Source organism: Streptomyces sp. NPDC021225 (assembly GCF_044332865.1).
Taxonomy (GTDB): Bacteria; Actinomycetota; Actinomycetes; order Streptomycetales; family Streptomycetaceae; genus Streptomyces.
Genome location: NZ_JBIRPV010000004.1, coordinates 846664 through 862653, shown reverse-complemented (window position 1 = coordinate 862653; position 15990 = coordinate 846664). Strand labels below are relative to the sequence as shown.

The following is a 15990-nucleotide window of genomic DNA, read 5'->3' as shown; positions in this document are numbered from 1 at the left end:
CTGTGGGAACAGACATCAGAGGGTTCGTGGAGTGCCGCACCTGGGGCCCCGGGCTCGAGATCGGGGAGACGGCCTGGTACGCGGCCATCGAGCTGTCGATGCTCGGAGTGGACACCTTGACGGTCGGCGCCGACCGGATCGGCGAGCTGTGGGACGAGGGCACGGAGTGGGAGGTGGGCACCACGGTGTTCCGCGCCGAGCGCGCCCGGCGTCGCGATGCCGTGCCGGCCGACGGCATCTGGCGGCCGGTGTGGACCGTGATGCGCGCGCTCGCCGATGTCCACGGCGAACACCATGTCCGCCTGGTGGTCTGGTTCGAGGAGTAGGCCGCGGCGGCAGCGCGCGGGCGCTGCCGCCGCGTGCGGCGCGTCGCTCAGTGGCCGGCCTTCGACATCCGCACCGGCGACTTCGGGCCCAGGGCGGGGTCGCCCTCCGGGGTCCGGGGGCCGGGGAGCGGTACCTGGCCCGGCTGTTGCAGCACGACCGTGCGCATCGGCAGGGGGATGTCGATGGCCTCGGTCCGGTAGCGCTGGTGGAGCCGCTTCAGGAATTCGTGCTTGATCAGGTATTGGTCGCTGAACTCCTGGACGCGCAGGATGACCGAGAAGTCGATGCCGGCCTCCCCGAAGGTGTGGAATCGGACGACCGGTTCGTGGTCCGGGACACCGCCGGACACCTCGGCCATCACCTCCGTGGCCACCTCGATGCTCACCCGCTCCACGTGGTCGAGGTCGCTGTCGTAGTCGACCCTCGCCTGGATCATGATGGACATCTGCTCTTCCGGCTGGTGGTAGTTGATCGTGATGGCGCCGGCGAGCTTGGCGTTCGGGATGATCACGAGGTTGTCCGGCAGCTGGCGCACGGTGGTGTTACGCCAGTTGATGTCGACGACATAGCCTTCCTCGCCGCTGCCGAGCCGGATGTAGTGGCCGGGCTGCACCGTCTTGGAGGCGAGGATGTGGACGCCCGCGAAGAGATTGGCCAGCGTGTCCTGGAGCGCCAGGGCGACCGCGAGGCCGCCCACGCCGAGCGCGGTGAGCAGCGGGGCGATCGAGATGCCGAGCGTCTCCAGCAGGATGAGGACGCCCATCGCCAGCACCGCGATGCGGGTGATGTTGACGAAGATGGTGGCGCTGCCCGCCACTCCGGACCGGGACAGCGCCTGGGCGCGCACCAGGTCGGCGATCACGCGGGCCACGGCGACGGTGGTGACCAGGATGAGCACGGCGGTCAGCACCTGATTGACGCTGTGGTCGACCGTGGCGGTCAGTGGCAGAGCCGCGGCCGCCCCGGACACACCGGCGGCGCCGCAGGCCCAGGGGGCGATGGTGCGCAGCGCGTCGACGATGATGTCGTCGCCTCGCCACCGGGTTCTGCTCGCCCGCTCGCCCAGCCAGCGCAGCGCCATGCGGGACAGCAGGCCCATCGCCACGCTCGCCGCCAGCGCGGCGCAGACGACGATGAGGTCGTGCAGGGTGAGCGCGCGGTTCACCGGCCGCTCCCCGCGCCTCGGACGGTGCGCCGCGAGGGGCGAGGCGACCTGTGGCGGGCCGGGCCGTACGGGGCGGCGGGCCGTGGTCCGGGTGCGCCCTCGCGGCGGCGTCTGCCGGGGTGTTCGGAGTGCTGTCTTGTCACCGTGTCACCTGCTCGTGCCTGGGATGTCGGGCCGCGCCCGGGCGTGCTGCGGGGCCCTGACGCGGTCTGCCATCCTGCCTCATGCCTTCCCGGCGGGCGGCGCCAACCAGCCACCGCCGCAGGACATCAGGCGTCCGCGTGGGTCATGTGCCGGACGGCGGTGGCGGACTGGGGCAGGGCGGTGTGGCGGGTCCTGTGGTGCCACAGCCAGATGATGTCGCGGGCGAAGGACCAGACGAGCAGCGCCAGCGCCACCAGGACCACCGCGAGCGCCGCCGGGCGCGGGAGGAGCGCGGACGCGGCCACCAGGAGGGCGATCCCCTGGAGCGCGGCGACCGTCTTGCGTGCGGTGCTCACGGGCAGTGGCCCGTTCAGCCACGGCAGCGCGCGGGCCGCCACGACGAAGGCGTAGCGCATGGCACCGATGGCCAGGACCCACGGGCCCATCGAGGTGGCGACGTAGACGCTGAGCACCAGGATGAGGAAGGCGTCGACCTCCATGTCGAAGCGTGCCCCCAGGGGGGACGCCGTTCCGGTGCGCCGGGCGACCTTGCCGTCGACCCCGTCGAGGATCAGCGCCACCGTGGTGAGCGCGACCAGGACCGGGACGCGCGGCGGGCTCTCGAAGGAGTCGGCGACCAGCGCGGTCACGCCTCCGACGAGCGTGGCGCGGGCCAGGGTGACGCGGTTGGCCGCCCCGAAGGTCCTGAGCCAGGAGCGGCACACGGCGCGGGTGAGCACGGCCCAGGTGGCGAACGCGAAGACCAGGCCCGTCAGCCATCCCGCGGGTCCCAGGCCGAGCGCCGTGCCGAGGAGCGTCAGCAGGAGTATCTGTGCGACCGCTCCGACGGCGGTCTCCTGCCGCAACAGCGTCGTGTCGTATGTGTTGTTCAGGGCAGCCACCGTGCACCCTCCGGCTGTGTGGCGGAGTTGTTGAGTGCCGCGTACCGTGTTCGCGGCTTGATGATGGTCAGTACGTGCGTCACGGGCCGAGTGTTCAGCACCTGGTTCGACCCGATCTTTCTGGAGGACGTCGATGGAGCGCGTCGCCCGCGCCTTCTGGCTCCGCTCACCCGGCCACGGCGAGATACGGGAGGCCCCGCTGCCGGAGCCCGGCGACGGCGACGTCGTGGTGCGCGCCCTGTTCTCCGGGGTGAGCCGGGGCACCGAGACCCTGGTCTTCCGCGGTGGGGTGCCGCGGAGCCAGTACGCCGCGATGCGGGCCCCGTTTCAGGAGGGCGAGTTCCCGGGTCCGGTCAAGTACGGCTATCTCAGCGTAGGCCTGGTGGAGCAGGGGCCGCCCGCCCTGCTGGGCCGTACGGTCTTCAGCCTGTATCCGCACCAGACGCGGTATGTCGTCCCGGCGAGCGCCGTGACCCCGGTGCCGGACACGGTGCCGGCCGCGCGGGCGGTGCTGGCCGGGACGGTGGAGACGGCGGTGAACGCCCTGTGGGACGCGGCACCGCTGGTCGGTGACCGGATCGCGGTGGTCGGGGCCGGGATGGTCGGCGCGTGTGTGGCGGCCGTCCTCGCCCGCTACCCGGGCGTGCGGGTCCAGCTGGTCGACGCGGAGCCCGCGCGCGCCGCGCTCGCCGAGGCCCTCGGGGTGGACTTCGCGCTCCCCCAGGACGCCGCGGGCGACCGCGATCTCGTCGTCCACGCCAGCGCCACCGAGGCCGGGCTCGCGCGCTCTCTCGAACTCCTGGCCCCGGAGGGGACCGTTCTGGAGCTGAGCTGGTACGGCGACCGGAAGGTGAGTCTGCCGCTGGGCGAGGCCTTCCACTCCCGCCGCCTGGTGATGCGCAGCAGCCAGGTGGGGACGGTGTCCCCGGCCCGGCGCTCGCGCACCTTCGCCGACCGGCTGGCGCTGGCGCTTGATCTGCTCGCCGACCCCGTCTTCGACGCGCTGCTGACCGGGGAGTGCGCCTTCGAGGAGCTGCCCGCGGTGCTGCCCCGCCTCGCGTCCGGGGAGCTGCCCGCGCTGTGTCACCTGGTCCGGTACGCGCCCGCCGGGGATCCGGATTCGCCGCGGCTCTGAACAAGGGGAACGGGTAGGCCGTACTACATGACGCGGCCCGGCCGAGGGCCGCCGGATGTGCCGCACCTGGAGGGTCGTACGTTGTTCAGCATCACCGTCCGTGACCACCTGATGATCGCTCACAGCTTCCGCGGCGAGGTCTTCGGGCCCGCGCAGCGCCTGCACGGGGCGACGTTCCTGGTGGACGCCACCTTCCGCCGTGCCGAGCTGGACGCCGACAACATCGTGGTCGACATCGGCCTCGCCACCCAGCAGCTGAACGCCGTGGTCGGCGAGTTGAACTACCGCAATCTGGACGAGGAGCCCGCCTTCGCGGGCACCAACACCAGTACGGAGTTCCTGGCGAAGGTCATCGCCGACCGGCTCGCCGACCGGGTACAGGACGGCGCACTGGGCGAGGGCGCCCGCGGTCTGTCCAGCCTGACGGTCACGCTGCACGAGTCGCACATCGCCTGGGCGAGTTACGAGCGGGATCTGTGAGGGCGCGCCCGATGAGCCGCGCCGACGCCACCGCGACGGACCCGCGCTCCGTGCACGTCGTCATGCCCGGCGGCGTGGCCGACCCGGCCGCGCCGAGCGGCGGGAACACCTATGACCTGAGGGTGTGCCGGGACCTGCCCGGCGTCGGCTGGCAGGTCCACGAGCACGCCGTCGCGGGCGCCTGGCCACAGCCTTCGGCCGAGGCGCGCGCGGAGCTGGCCCGTGTCCTGGCCGAGCGGGCGGACGGCAGCGTCGTCCTCATCGACGGGCTGGTGGCCTGCGCCGTGCCGTACCTCGTGGTCCCCGAGGCCGAGCGGCTGCGCCTGGCGGTGCTGGTGCATCTGCCGCTGGGCGACGAGACGGGGCTCGCCCCCGGCCGCGCCGCGGACCTGGACGCGCTGGAGCGCAGGACGCTGCGCGCCGTCCCGGCGGTGGTGGCGACCAGCGACTGGGCGGCCCGCAGGCTGGTGGCCCACCACGGGCTCGCCCCGGGCCGGGTCCATGTCGCCGCGCCCGGCGCGGACCTCGCGCCCCCGGCGCCCGGCACCGACGGCGCCTCGCGGCTGCTGTGCGTCGCCGCGGTGACCCCGCGCAAGGGCCAGCATCAGCTGGTCGAGGCCCTGGCCGAGGTCGCCGACCTGCCCTGGAGCCTGCTGTGTGTCGGCGGCCTCGGCCAGGACCCCGGCTATGTCACCCGGCTGCGTGAACTGATCGGCCGGCACGGCCTCGGCGACCGGGTGCGGATCGCCGGCCCGCGCGCCGGTGCCGATCTGGACGCGAGCTACGCCGCGGCCGACCTTCTGGTGCTCGCCTCGTACGCCGAGACGTACGGCATGGCGGTGACCGAGGCGCTGGCGCGGGGCATTCCGGTGCTGGCCACCGCCGTGGGCGGGGTCCCGGAGGCGATGGGGCGGGCCCCCGACGGCGGGCTGCCCGGCGTTCTGGTGCCCCCGCGGGACCCGGCCGCGCTCTCAGCGGCGCTGCGGCGCTGGCTCGGCGAGCCGGGAGTACGGGGGCGGTTGAAGGCCGCGGCCCGGGGGCGGCGCGCCGCTCTTGACGGGTGGGAGACGACGGCGCGGCGCCTGGCCGAGGTGCTGGAACAGCTTCGATATGAACCCCGGAGGGCCGCATGAGCACCACGGATGTGCCGCTGTACCAGCCGGAGTGGCTGGAGTTGCGGGAGGACGCCGACGCAGCCGCCCGCGCCCCTGAACTCCTCGATCCACTGCGCGCGTGGCTTGCCGGCCCCGGACTGCGGCCCGGCGGGCTGACGGTCCATGACCTCGGCTGCGGCACCGGCTCGATGGGCCGCTGGCTCGCGCCCCGGCTGCCCGGCCCGCAGCACTGGGTGCTGTACGACCGCGATCCGGCGCTGCTGGGCCGGGCCGCCGCGCAGACGCCCTCGGCGACCGCCGACGGCAGCGGCGTCACGGTCCTGACCCGGCGCGCCGACCTCGGCCGGCTGATCGCGGACGACCTGGCCGGGGCCTCGCTGGTGACGGCCTCCGCGCTGCTGGACGTGCTGACCCGGGACGAGGTGAACGCGCTGGTCGCCGCGTGCGCCGGGGCCGAGTGCCCGGTGCTGCTCGCGCTGTCGGTGGCGGGGCGGGTCGAGCTCGCCCCGGCCGACCCGTTGGACGCCGAGATCGCGGAGGCGTTCAACGCCCATCAGCGCCGCGGTGGCCTGCTGGGGCCGGACGCGGTCACCGCGGCCTCGGAGGCCTTCGCGGAACGGGGCGCGACGGTGCGGGTGCACAGCAGCCCGTGGCGGCTCGGCTCGGGTGAGTCCGCGCTGACGGCTCAGTGGCTGCGGGGCTGGGTCGGGGCCGCCGTCGAGCAGCGGCCGGAGCTCGCGCCGCGCGCCGAGGCGTATCTGGAGCGGCGTCTGGCGGAGTGCGCGGCGGGCGAGTTGCGGGTGGTGGTGCACCACAGCGACCTGCTGGCGCTGCCCGGGCCGCTGCCTTACGGGGGCGGGGTCTCATGAAGGCGGGGGCGCTGAAGGCCCGGCTCGGCACGGTCGCGGGAGCGGTCATCCTCGCCGTGGTGCTGTGGCGGGTGGGCACGGGCGCCTTTCTGGACGGCCTGCGCAGGATCGACGCCGTGACGCTCGTGGGCGCGCTCGGTCTCGGCCTGCTCACCACGGTCTTCAGCGCCTGGCGCTGGTGCGTGGTGGCCCGGGCGCTGGGCATCCGGCTGCCGCTGGGCCGGGCCGTCGCCGACTACTACCGGTCCCTGTTCCTGAACGCGGCGCTGCCCGGCGGTGTCCTCGGCGATGTGCACCGCGCGGTGCGGCACGGTCGCGACTCCGGCGACGTCGGCCGGGGGGTGCGCGCGGTGGTGCTGGAGCGGGCCGCGGGCCAGGTGGTTCTGGCCGTGGTCGGGGTGGCGGTCCTGCTGGCCCACCCGTCCGTGGCCGTGGCGGAGATCCGCCGCCTCGCTCACCACGTGGCGACGACGCCGGGCACCCTGGCGGTACTCGCCGTGGTGTGCGCCCTGGCGGTGGTGGCCGCCGTACGGCGGCGTGGCGGTCCGGGTACGTCGCGGTGGCGGCGGGCGGTCCGCGCCGCGCTGGCGGAGGCGCGGCGCGGACTGCTCGCCCGTGGGAGCTGGCCGGGGGTGGCGGTCTCGTCCGTCGTGGTGCTGGCCGGTTATCTGGGGATGTTCCTGCTGGCCGCCCGGGCCGCCGGATCAAGGGCCCCGGTGGCCGAGTTGCTGCCCTTGATGGTGCTGGCGCTGCTCGCCATGGCGCTGCCCCTGAACGTCGGCGGCTGGGGGCCCCGGGAGGGCGTCACCGCCTGGGCCTTCGGCGCCGCGGGACTGGGCGCGGCCCAGGGGCTGACCGTCGCCGTGGTGTACGGAGTGCTCAGCTTCGCGGCGAGCCTGCCCGGCTTCGGCGTGCTCGTGGCGCAGTGGTGTGCCGGGTTGCGCCGTCCGCAGATCGATCTCGAAGAGGGTGTCCTCGCCGAGGTGGGCACGGCGCATCGGCGGGCGGAGCGCCTCCCGCATGACGGTCGTACCGGCGAAGCGCAGCCCGGGGACGCCGTCGCCGAGCAGCACCGGGGCCACCGTGACGTAGAGCCGGTCCAGCGCCCGCTCGTGCAGGAACCGCGACACGGTGACGCCGCCGCCCTCGATCAGCACCCGGCCAAGGCCGCGGCGCGCCAGCGCCTCCACCAGGCGCCGGGGCGCGAACGCCTCGCTGTCCGGGAGGGTGAGTATGTCAACGCCGACGCTGTCGCCGTCGCCGTGCGCCGGGTGCCGGCCGTGGCCGCTGTCCGCGGCCACCACCCACAGGGTGGGAGCTGAGCCATCCGTGAACACCCGGCGTTGCGGTGGCACCCGGCCGTGCGGATCGAGGACGACGCGCACCGGGTTGGTCCCCGTGCAGGCGCGCACCGTGAGTTGGGGGTCGTCCGCGATGGCGGTCCCGGCTCCGACCACCACCGCGTCGGCGAGCGCGCGCAGGTGGTGCAGATGAGCGCGGTCCTCCTCCCCGGTGACATAGTCGGCGTCGCCCGTGCGGGTGGCGATGAAGCCGTCGAGGCTCTGGCCGAGTTGCGCGAAGGTGAGGCGCGGGCCGGCCAGGCACAGCGGCAGATAGCGGTCGGTGAGCGCCCGCGCCGCGGGCGAGGCCTCTTCCCGCCAGCGCCGGGCGCCGTCGGGGCCGCGGACCAGGCCGGCGGCCTCGGCGTCCGCCGCCGACCGGATGGCGCGCAGCCGCTCCCAGGCCGCCGCCTCGTCGAGCACGGTCATCGCGCCTCCTTCTCGGTCAGCAGGGAGAGGTATTCGGCGAAGGAATCGACGAGTGCGGTGAGGAGTTCCTTTCCCTTCCCGGCGGACGCCAGGGAAGGGCGGCCGATGACTCCGGATTCGGTGTAGGCCGGCATACCGAGGGTGAGCAGATGTCTACGGTCGTCGGCGAGGAAATCAGAGGATTCGTATCCGGGGCGGACGAGTTCGGGGTGAGCATGCAGGAGAATGGATGTCTCTACTTCCCCGGCATGCATATCGCTCGGCGCCGGGGTCTGGATTCCGGCCTCGGTGCGCGCGGTGTTCCAGTCCGCGGACCCCGGGAAAAGCGCCATGCGGGTACCGGTGGCGGCGGATTCCTGAACCACGTTGCGCAGCACGTAATTTCCGCCGTGCCCGTTGACCAGAACCAGGGCGTCGACACCGGATCGGCGGAGCGAATCGGCGATGTCCCGCACGACGGCGTGGAGGGTCGCGGCGGAAATGCTGACGGTTCCCGGCCAGGCCGCGTGCTCATGCGAACAAGAGATGGTGAGCGGGGGAAGGAGAAGGACCGGATATGCGGCGGCGATCTCCCGGGCTATGGTGCAGGCGATGACCGTGTCGGTCACCAGGGGCAGAAATGCGCCGTGTTGCTCGAAGCTGCCGATGGGGAGGACGGCGACGCCGGCCTTCCGGGCCCGTATGTCCTCGGTGGTGTCCGGCGGCAGCAGGCCCGGGGCCTGCGGTCGCGTTCCCGAACCGGTCATGTCTCTTTGGCCTTTCGCTCTGCGTTCCGTGTTTGTGCGCGGGATGCCAGGCTACGCGGTCCGGCGCACTTTCATCGACCGAACGTGATGAACCGGACAGCGAGTTGGTTTCCTTTGTCATTTTCGCGCACACCGCGAGTATTTTCCCGTTTTCCAGTTAGGATCAGAACATGACAGAAAGCGATGGCCCGTTCGGCGAGAACACTCGACCGTCAGGCGTCGAACGAGTGGCACAGGTCCAACTGTCCACCGAGTACGGCGTTTTCCGCGCGGTCGGCTACCTGGACTGCATTCGCGGAGACGAACAAGTGGCGCTGGTTTACGGCGATATCCAGGGAGACAGAGCGCTCACCCGCGTGCATTCGGAGTGTCTGACCGGAGACGCCTTCGGCTCACGGCATTGCGAGTGCGGCGATCAGCTGTCCGCGGCGCTGCGCGCGATCGTGAGCGAGGGACGCGGCGTTCTGATCTACCTCCAGGGTCACGAGGGGCGTGGCATCGGGCTGCTGGCCAAGCTCCGCGCGATGCAACTCCAGGCGGAGGGGCTGGACACGGTGGAGGCGAACCTCGCGCTGGGACTCCCGGTCGACGCCCGCGACTACCGGGTGGCGGCGGACATGCTGCACGACCTCGGCGTGCGGTCCGTGCGGCTGCTGTCGAACAACCCGCGCAAGCGGGAGGCGCTGGTACGGCATGGCATCAAGATCGCGGAGCAGGTGCCGCTGCTGATCCCGCCGCGCGAGGAGAACCTCGCCTATCTCCAGGCCAAAGCGGACCGCCTCGACCATCATCTGCCGCATCTGAACGGCATGGCCGAACGCTCCTGACAGAAGCGTGGCCGGGGGGCCGCCGCACGGAAACTCACCCGCCGCGGAAATATACACCGCGCGCCGCCCCTCGGTCCCGAGAAAACCTTTTTTCGCGGGCGGCTATCGCCAGAACCCCGGGTAACGCCCAGGTCACGGCCTTTCCTTCGCTTATTTATATCCGTTGGTGAGCATTTCGCTCGCAAAGCATGTCCGGTGTGCGACACTTCGAGTCGTCCGCAGCAAGGACCCACCGAGAAAGCGTTGTTCCGGCGGGCCGATGCGGCGGAAGAGGCCGTCGGCACGGCCTTTTGGCGACGGCCCGCAGTCGGGCCGTACGCTGCCCGGAAAGGAGTTGCGGCTGGAGTGGACAGTGAACCGGTCACGGTGACTGCCGCATACCGAGTGGACCCCGGCCAGGAGAGCGAGTTCTACGCCTGGGCCATTGCGATGCTGAATGTCACGGCCCGCCTTCCCGGTTATCTGGGCGGCGGCGTGCTGGGCTCCGGGCAGGGCCGCGCGGAGTGGCATGTCATCTACCGATTCGACAGAGAAGAATCCGCCCAGGCCTGGGAGTACTCGATGGAACGCGCCCGCTGGGCGGCCCGGGCGGGGTCCTTCGTGCAGGAGACCGGGGTGCAGCGCATGGCCGGTCTGAAGAACTGGTTCGAAGGGCCGGTGCGGCCACTGCCGCCGCCCCCCAAATGGAAGCTCTGGCTCGTGAATTTGAGTGCGGTTTTCCCTCCCGTCCTCATGTTCAATGTGTTGGTGATCCCATTTCTGGCCGACACCAATTTCCTGCTGCGGACCCTTGCACTCTGTCTTGGCGTGACCGCGATGGTGACCTGGCTTGTTATGCCGCGTCTGCAAATGCTCCTGAAGAAGTGGCTCTATCCGCCGCTTCAGTCGATTCGGGGGCGTCACAAGCGGGTGGCGGCGAACGGCCCACGTTCGCGCCGGTAAAGCGCGCGGACCACGGGGGCCCTGGCCGAGGCGATGGCCCGGCCGGTCGTAAAGCGAGGAGGCAATACAGATGGACGCGCTGAAGACGCTCCTGATCGACCATCACGACTCTTACACCTACAACCTCTTCCAGCTGCTCACGGAGGTGAACGGCGAGGAGCCGACGGTGGTCCTCCACGACGCGCCGGAGCTCCTGGACCTGGTCGACCGTTCAGCCCTGTCCACGTTCGACAACATCGTGGTGTCGCCCGGCCCCGGCCATCCGGCCGACTCGCGCGACTTCGGGGCCACCGCCCAGGTGATCGACCGGTCCCCGATCCCGGTCCTGGGGGTGTGTCTGGGCCACCAGGGCATCGCGCTCGGCGCCCAGGCCCGGGTGCTGCCGGCCCCCGAGCCCCGCCATGGACATCTCTCCCGGATCCGGCACGGTGAGCGCGGGCTGTTCCGCGGACTCCCCCAGGACTTCACGGCGGTGCGCTACCACTCGCTGTGCGTGGCGGAGCCGCTGCCGCTGCCCCTCCAGGCCATCGCCTGGTCCGAGGACGGTGTGCTGATGGCGCTGCGGCACCGCACCCGGCCGCTGTGGGGTGTGCAGTTCCATCCGGAGTCCGTCCTCACCGGATACGGCCACCGCATCCTGGCCAACTTCCGCGATCTGACCCGCGAATACGCGGCGATGCCCGCGGACGATTCGTCCTCGCCCCCGCGCGCCCGCCCCGCAGCCGGCCCGGTGAAACACCCGGCGTTCTCAGGCACGGCCGCCACGGCCACCACCGCTGCCGCATGCGAGACCACCGGGCAGCCGGTGGCCGCCGAGGACGGCGTCGGCTACCGGCTGCACTCCCGGTGGCTGGCCGTCCCCATCGACGCGGAGGCCGCCTTCACCCGCCTGTACGCGGACGCGCCGCGCGCGTTCTGGCTGGACAGCGCGCGGACGCGATCCGGCGAGGCCCGCTTCTCCTTCCTGGGCGACGGACGGGGCCCGCTGTCCGAGTTCGTCCGCTACGACGTGGACCGGGGCGAGTGCGAGGTCGAGCGGGCCGGGGAGCCCGCGACCCGGGTGCCCGGCAGCGTCTTCGACTACCTCAAGAAGGAGCTGGCGCGCCGCCACGTCGACGCCCCCACCCTCCCGTTCGACTTCGCCGGCGGCTACATCGGGTACTTCGGCTACGAGCTCAAGGCCGACTGCGGCTCCCCCAACCGGCACCGGGCGAAGACCCCCGACGCCTGCTGGCTGTTCGCCGACCGGTTCCTCGCGGTCGACCACCAGGAGGGCGTCACTTACGCCCTGTGTCTGACCGAGGACACCGCCGAGGGCCGGCGCGAGGCCGCCGAGTGGCTGGACGACACCATCACCACGCTCACCGGCATACCGGTGGGCGGCGAGCTCGCCCCGCCCCCGACGCCGTCCGCGGGCGACACCGCCGCCGTCGAGCCCTGGCTGGTGCGGGACCGGGAGCGCTACCTGGCCGACATCGAGGCCTGTCTGCGGGAGCTGCGGGCCGGGACGAGCTACGAGATCTGTCTCACCGACTCGGCCTGGCTGCCCGCTCCGGACGACTCGTACGCCTTCTACCGCGCCCTGCGCCGCGTCAACCCGGCACCCTACGCGGCCTTTCTGCGGTTCGGCGAGGCGGATGTGGCGTGCGCCTCCCCCGAGCGCTTTCTGCGCATCAAGCCCGACAGGACGGCCGAGGCCAGGCCGATCAAGGGAACGGCGCCGCGGGGCCGGAACGCCGACGAGGACGCCCGGGCCCGGGCCACCCTGGCCACCAGCCCGAAGACCCGCGCCGAGAACCTGATGATCGTCGATCTGCTCCGCAACGACCTGGGGCGCGTCTGCAAGCCGGGGACCGTGCGCGTCCCCGATCTGATGCACACCGAGAGCTACGCCACCGTGCACCAGTTGGTGTCCACCGTGCGCGGCCGGCTCCACGAGGACCGGGACGCCGTCGACTGTGTGCGGGCCTGCTTCCCCGGCGGCTCCATGACCGGCGCGCCCAAGACGCGGACCCTGGAGATCATCGACCACCTGGAGACCGAGGCGCGCGGTGTCTACTCCGGGGCGCTCGGCTTCCTCAGCTGCAACGGCGCGGCAGACCTCAACATCGTCATCCGCACCGCCGTGTTCACCGACGGCCGGATGCACATCGGCGCGGGCGGAGCCGTCGTCCTGGCGTCCGACCCGGCGGAGGAGTACCAGGAGATGCTGGTGAAGACGGCCGCGACGATGCGCGCCTACCACGCCGCGGGCGCCCTGCCCCCCGCGGAGCCCGGCCCGGCGCTCCTGGCCGCCGCCGCGCCCGGCGGCCGCACCCCCGCCGAGGAGGCGGACCGGTGACCGCCCCAGCCGCGCCCACGCCCAGGCCCGTGCCGGCGCCCGCACCCGCGCCCGCGCCCGCGCCCGCCAATCTGGCCGAGTACCTCGCGGTGCGCGCCGAGCGGGCGGGTTGGTCGGCCCGGCCCGCCTTCGTGGAGGGCCACCGTGTGTGGACCCACGGCGAGATCCATGACCTGGCCGCACGCGTCGCCACCGTGCTGGCACGGCGGGGAGTGGCGGCGGGCGACCGGATCCTGCTCGCCCTGCCCGACGGGGTCCCCTGGGTGAGCACTTTCCTGGCCACGGCGCGCCTGGGCGCGATCGCGGTCCTGGTCAACCCCGCGCTCACGGCCGACGAGCACCGCTTCATGGCCGAGAACTCCAAGGCGGTGCTCTGTGTCTCCGGGCCCGGCATCGAGGACCACTTCGAGGCGGATCGCTGGCTGGGGGCGGACCACCTGTCGGCGCAGGCCTGCACCGCTCCCCCGGCCACCGCCGCGCAGCCGGTGACCGCCCGCGCCCCGCTGTACATCCAGTACACCTCGGGGACCACCGGGCCGCCCAAGGGTGTGGTGCACTGCCACGGCGACCCGGCCGCCTACTGGGAGCTGATCGGCCAGGACGTCCTGGACATCGGCCCGCAGGACGTGACGTTCTCCGTGTCCAAGCTGTTCTACGCCTACGGGTTCGGCAGCGCCTTCGTCTTCCCCCTCTTCTCCGGGTCGTCCGCGGTGCTGACCGGGGGCCGTCCGGGACCGGCCCTCACCGACGACCTCGTCGCCCGCCACCGGGTGACCGTCCTGTACTCCGTGCCGTCCGCCTACGCGGCGCTGGTGGACGAGCGGGGCGCCGGGCACACGGCCTGCTTCTCCTCGGTGCGCGCGGCCGTCAGCGCCGGTGAGGGGCTGCCCATGACGCTGGGGGAACGGGTCGGCGAACTGCTCGGCGCGCCCGTCCTGGAGCAGATCGGCTCGACCGAGGCCGGGCACGCCTTCTGCGCCAACACGGTCTGGGACAACTCCCCCGGCACCGTGGGCCGTCCGGTGCCCCGGTTCGAACTGGAGGTGCGCGACGGCACCGGCGCCACCGTGCCGGACGGCGCGGACGGCGAACTGTGGGTGCGCGGCCCGACGGTGACCCCCGGCTATCTGGGGCTGCCGGAGGAGTCCAGGGCCCGGCTGGTCGGCGGCTGGCTGGGCACCCGGGACCGGGTGCGCCGTGAGCCGGACGGCAGCTACCGCCATCTGGGGCGGGTCGACGACCTGGAGATGGTCGGCGGGATCACGGTCTCGCCGCTGGAGGTCGAGAACGTGCTGCGGCATCACCCGTCGGTGCGGGAGGTCGCGGTGGCCGCTGTGCCCGACGACCGCGGGGCCACGCGGCTGCACGCGTTCGTGGTCCCCGCCCTGCCCGCGGGGAAGGGCCCGGGGATCGACGGGCGGGCGCTCAGCGCGGATCTGATCGCCCTGGCCCGGCAGCGGCTCGCCTCCTTCAAGGCTCCCCGCGCGGTGCATCTGGTGCCTTCGCTGCCGCGCACGCCGTCGGGCAAGCTCCGCCGCCATCTGGTGCGGCAGGGGTCCTGGTGAACGGCGGGCGCCCCGCGCCTGGGCCCGCCTTCGTGACGTACATCGAACGCGTAAGGAACCGGAAATGTTGCGACAGCTGATTCCCGAACACGGTTTCTACATCGGGCTGATGTTCCGGGAGGCAGCGGCCCGGCACGGCAATGTGCCGGTGACCCTGGACCGCCCCCTGGACATCGCCCCCGGGGCCGGTACGGAGCTGGGCTACGCCGAACTCGCGGACCTGGTCGACGACATGGCCGGGCGGCTGTGGGCGGCCGGCGTGCGGCCGACCGAGCATGTGGCGGTCCACAAGTCGGACAACGTCGACATCGCGCTGCTGGCCTGCGCGGTCTCGCGGATCGGCGCGGTGCCCGCGCTGTTGTCGCCCTCGCTGGACGGTGCGGTCACCGGGGTGCTGCTCGACCGGCTGCACGCGCCGTGGCTGATCACCGACCGCGCGACGCTCGAGGGTCCCCTGAGCGGGCTGGACACCGGGCTGGCGCGCGGTGTGCTGACGGTGGACGAGGCACCGGACGGCCCGGGACACGCCGTCGCGCTGGCGAAGTTCGGCGGGGCGCCGCGGCGGCCCGCCGTACGCCTCCACCCCAGGGAACCCTCCCTGATCACCCACAGCTCGGGGACCACCGGGATCCCGAAGCTGGCGGTGCACTGCCCGTACACCATGTGGAACCGGCTGGTGCCGCAGAAGGCGCTGGGCAGGCCGACCCGTGGCGAGCCCGCCGCGCTCCATATGTCGTATGTGCACTCCCGCTTCTACCATCTGCTGGGTGTGCTGCTGCACTTCGGCAGCCCGCTGCTGCTGCTCGTCGACCCGGACCCGGAGCAGGCCGGCCCGCTGCTCGCGGCGCACCGCCCCGGCATCGTCGAGACCCATCCCAACACCTTTGTGCTGTGGGAGGACCTGGCCACGGCTCCCGGCGCGCCGCTGTCCAACGTCCGGGCCTACGGCTCCACCTTCGACGCGATCCATCCGCGCACCGTACGGCGGCTGCTGGGCGCGTCCCGGCGCCGCGCGCCGCGTCTGGTGCAGCTGTACGGGCAGAGCGAGACGGGGCCGGTGGTGTTCCGCCGGCACACCCGCCGCGGCGTGGAACACGCGAGCGGGCGGCGGGTCGGCAACGCGATCCCCGGGTTCACCCGGATCCGGGTGGTGGACGAGCGCGGGCGCACGTGTCCGCCCGGCACTCCCGGGGCCATCGAGGCGCGCACCCGCGGCCGTATCCTCACCTACCTCGGCGCACCCGAGCAGTACGCCCGGCAAGTCGACCGGGGGTGGTGGCGGATGGGCGACATGGGCTACCGGGACCGGTGGGGCGGGCTGTATCTGATCGACCGGGAGGTCGACCAGATCCCCGAGCTGGACAGCAACCTGGAGATCGAGGACGCGCTGCTGTCGCGGCTCGGCGAGTTGCGCGAGGTGATCATCGTGCCCGGGCCGGACGAGCGGCCCGTGCCGCTGGTGTGCACACGCGGGGACAAGCCGCTGGAGGACGGCCGGTGGCAGCAGGCCACCGGGGACCTGCCGCGGCTGTCCGCGCCGGTGCACTGCCGGTTCCAGGACCTGCCGAGAACCGGCACCTGGAAGATCAAGCGACTGGAGATCGCCCGGCTGCTCGCCTCCGGTGAGCTGCCCACGCTCTCCCCGGCGCGGACCGGGGCCTGA

13 protein-coding genes and 2 pseudogenes are annotated in these 15990 nt (G+C 72.8%); 11 read left to right on the top strand and 4 right to left on the bottom strand.

Going from position 1 to position 15990, the window contains the following annotated elements; translation table 11 throughout:
• Window positions 1–2: 2 nt before the first annotated feature.
• Window positions 3–326: a hypothetical protein gene (locus ACH4S9_RS22130; protein WP_361185604.1), complete on the top strand. Its 324-nt coding sequence runs from the start codon at window positions 3–5 to the stop codon at window positions 324–326.
• Window positions 327–373: 47 nt separating this feature from the next.
• On the opposite strand, the gene ACH4S9_RS22125 is transcribed toward ACH4S9_RS22130, so the two are convergent.
• Both ACH4S9_RS22125 and ACH4S9_RS22120 read right to left on the bottom strand, forming a co-directional pair.
• Complete coding sequence (locus tag ACH4S9_RS22125) at window positions 374–1492, bottom strand: mechanosensitive ion channel family protein (protein WP_361185601.1); 1119 nt, start codon at window positions 1490–1492, stop codon at window positions 374–376.
• A gap of 269 nt (window positions 1493–1761) precedes the next feature.
• Entirely contained in the window at window positions 1762–2538 is a 777-nt protein-coding gene (locus tag ACH4S9_RS22120; protein ID WP_311728663.1) for a CDP-alcohol phosphatidyltransferase family protein, read from the bottom strand.
• 133 nt (window positions 2539–2671) lie between these two features.
• On the opposite strand from ACH4S9_RS22120, the gene ACH4S9_RS22115 reads away from it, so the two are divergent.
• From ACH4S9_RS22115 to ACH4S9_RS22095, 5 genes and pseudogenes are all read left to right on the top strand, one after another.
• Window positions 2672–3673, top strand: coding sequence for a zinc-binding alcohol dehydrogenase (locus ACH4S9_RS22115; RefSeq protein WP_398373629.1), 1002 nt, complete (start codon window positions 2672–2674; stop codon window positions 3671–3673).
• An 81-nt stretch (window positions 3674–3754) separates the two neighbouring features.
• A complete protein-coding gene (locus tag ACH4S9_RS22110) occupies window positions 3755–4153 on the top strand; it encodes a 6-carboxytetrahydropterin synthase (RefSeq protein ID WP_311728665.1) in 399 nt (132 codons plus the stop codon).
• Between the two features lie 11 nt (window positions 4154–4164).
• The gene (locus tag ACH4S9_RS22105) at window positions 4165–5286 is read left to right on the top strand and encodes a glycosyltransferase family 4 protein (protein ID WP_311728666.1); all 1122 of its coding nucleotides are present in this window, start codon (window positions 4165–4167) and stop codon (window positions 5284–5286) included.
• Window positions 5283–6137 carry a class I SAM-dependent methyltransferase gene (locus tag ACH4S9_RS22100; protein ID WP_398373628.1) on the top strand — a complete coding sequence of 285 codons (855 nt, stop codon included), beginning with the start codon at window positions 5283–5285 and terminating at the stop codon, window positions 6135–6137. The genes ACH4S9_RS22105 and ACH4S9_RS22100 overlap by 4 nt, the downstream gene beginning before the upstream one ends.
• A pseudogene (locus ACH4S9_RS22095) lies at window positions 6134–6976 on the top strand (lysylphosphatidylglycerol synthase domain-containing protein); the annotation flags it as partial. The gene ACH4S9_RS22100 and the pseudogene ACH4S9_RS22095, both read left to right, overlap by 4 nt.
• 276 nt (window positions 6977–7252) lie before the next feature.
• Here ACH4S9_RS22095 and ACH4S9_RS22090 read toward each other — a convergent pair.
• Together ACH4S9_RS22090 and ACH4S9_RS22085 are read right to left on the bottom strand one after the other, a co-directional pair.
• Window positions 7253–7906: pseudogene (locus tag ACH4S9_RS22090) on the bottom strand (RibD family protein); the annotation flags it as partial.
• Window positions 7903–8652, bottom strand: coding sequence for a creatininase family protein (locus ACH4S9_RS22085; protein ID WP_358842391.1), 750 nt, complete (start codon window positions 8650–8652; stop codon window positions 7903–7905). The gene ACH4S9_RS22085 and the pseudogene ACH4S9_RS22090, both read right to left, overlap by 4 nt.
• Window positions 8653–8822: 170 nt before the next feature.
• Here ACH4S9_RS22085 and ribA point away from each other — a divergent pair, with 170 nt between their 5' ends.
• From ribA to ACH4S9_RS22060, 5 genes are all read left to right on the top strand, one after another.
• Window positions 8823–9479, top strand: coding sequence for a GTP cyclohydrolase II (gene ribA / locus ACH4S9_RS22080; RefSeq protein ID WP_311728669.1), 657 nt, complete (start codon window positions 8823–8825; stop codon window positions 9477–9479).
• A gap of 345 nt (window positions 9480–9824) precedes the next feature.
• The gene (locus ACH4S9_RS22075; protein WP_311728670.1) at window positions 9825–10421 is read left to right on the top strand and encodes an antibiotic biosynthesis monooxygenase; all 597 of its coding nucleotides are present in this window, start codon (window positions 9825–9827) and stop codon (window positions 10419–10421) included.
• A gap of 70 nt (window positions 10422–10491) precedes the next feature.
• Window positions 10492–12762, top strand: a complete 2271-nt coding sequence (pabB, locus tag ACH4S9_RS22070) for an aminodeoxychorismate synthase component I (protein ID WP_398373627.1) — start codon at window positions 10492–10494, stop codon at window positions 12760–12762.
• Window positions 12759–14327 (top strand): AMP-binding protein, encoded by a 1569-nt coding sequence (locus ACH4S9_RS22065; RefSeq protein ID WP_398373626.1) that lies wholly within the window; start codon window positions 12759–12761, stop codon window positions 14325–14327. The genes pabB and ACH4S9_RS22065 overlap by 4 nt, the downstream gene beginning before the upstream one ends.
• A 64-nt stretch (window positions 14328–14391) precedes the next feature.
• Entirely contained in the window at window positions 14392–15990 is a 1599-nt protein-coding gene (locus ACH4S9_RS22060; RefSeq protein WP_311728673.1) for a class I adenylate-forming enzyme family protein, read from the top strand.

What these genes read in the sequence shown, in the direction of transcription:
- ACH4S9_RS22105 (WP_311728666.1), top strand. Translation starts at nt 4,165, where the DNA reads ATGAGCCGCGCCGACGCCACCGCGACGGACCCGCGCTCCGTGCACGTC.
- ACH4S9_RS22115 (WP_398373629.1), top strand. Translation starts at nt 2,672, where the DNA reads ATGGAGCGCGTCGCCCGCGCCTTCTGGCTCCGCTCACCCGGCCACGGC.
- ACH4S9_RS22060 (WP_311728673.1), top strand. Translation starts at nt 14,392, where the DNA reads ATGTTGCGACAGCTGATTCCCGAACACGGTTTCTACATCGGGCTGATG.
- ACH4S9_RS22085 (WP_358842391.1), bottom strand. Translation starts at nt 8,652, where the DNA reads ATGACCGGTTCGGGAACGCGACCGCAGGCCCCGGGCCTGCTGCCGCCG.
- ACH4S9_RS22100 (WP_398373628.1), top strand. Translation starts at nt 5,283, where the DNA reads ATGAGCACCACGGATGTGCCGCTGTACCAGCCGGAGTGGCTGGAGTTG.
- pabB (WP_398373627.1), top strand. Translation starts at nt 10,492, where the DNA reads ATGGACGCGCTGAAGACGCTCCTGATCGACCATCACGACTCTTACACC.
- ribA (WP_311728669.1), top strand. Translation starts at nt 8,823, where the DNA reads ATGACAGAAAGCGATGGCCCGTTCGGCGAGAACACTCGACCGTCAGGC.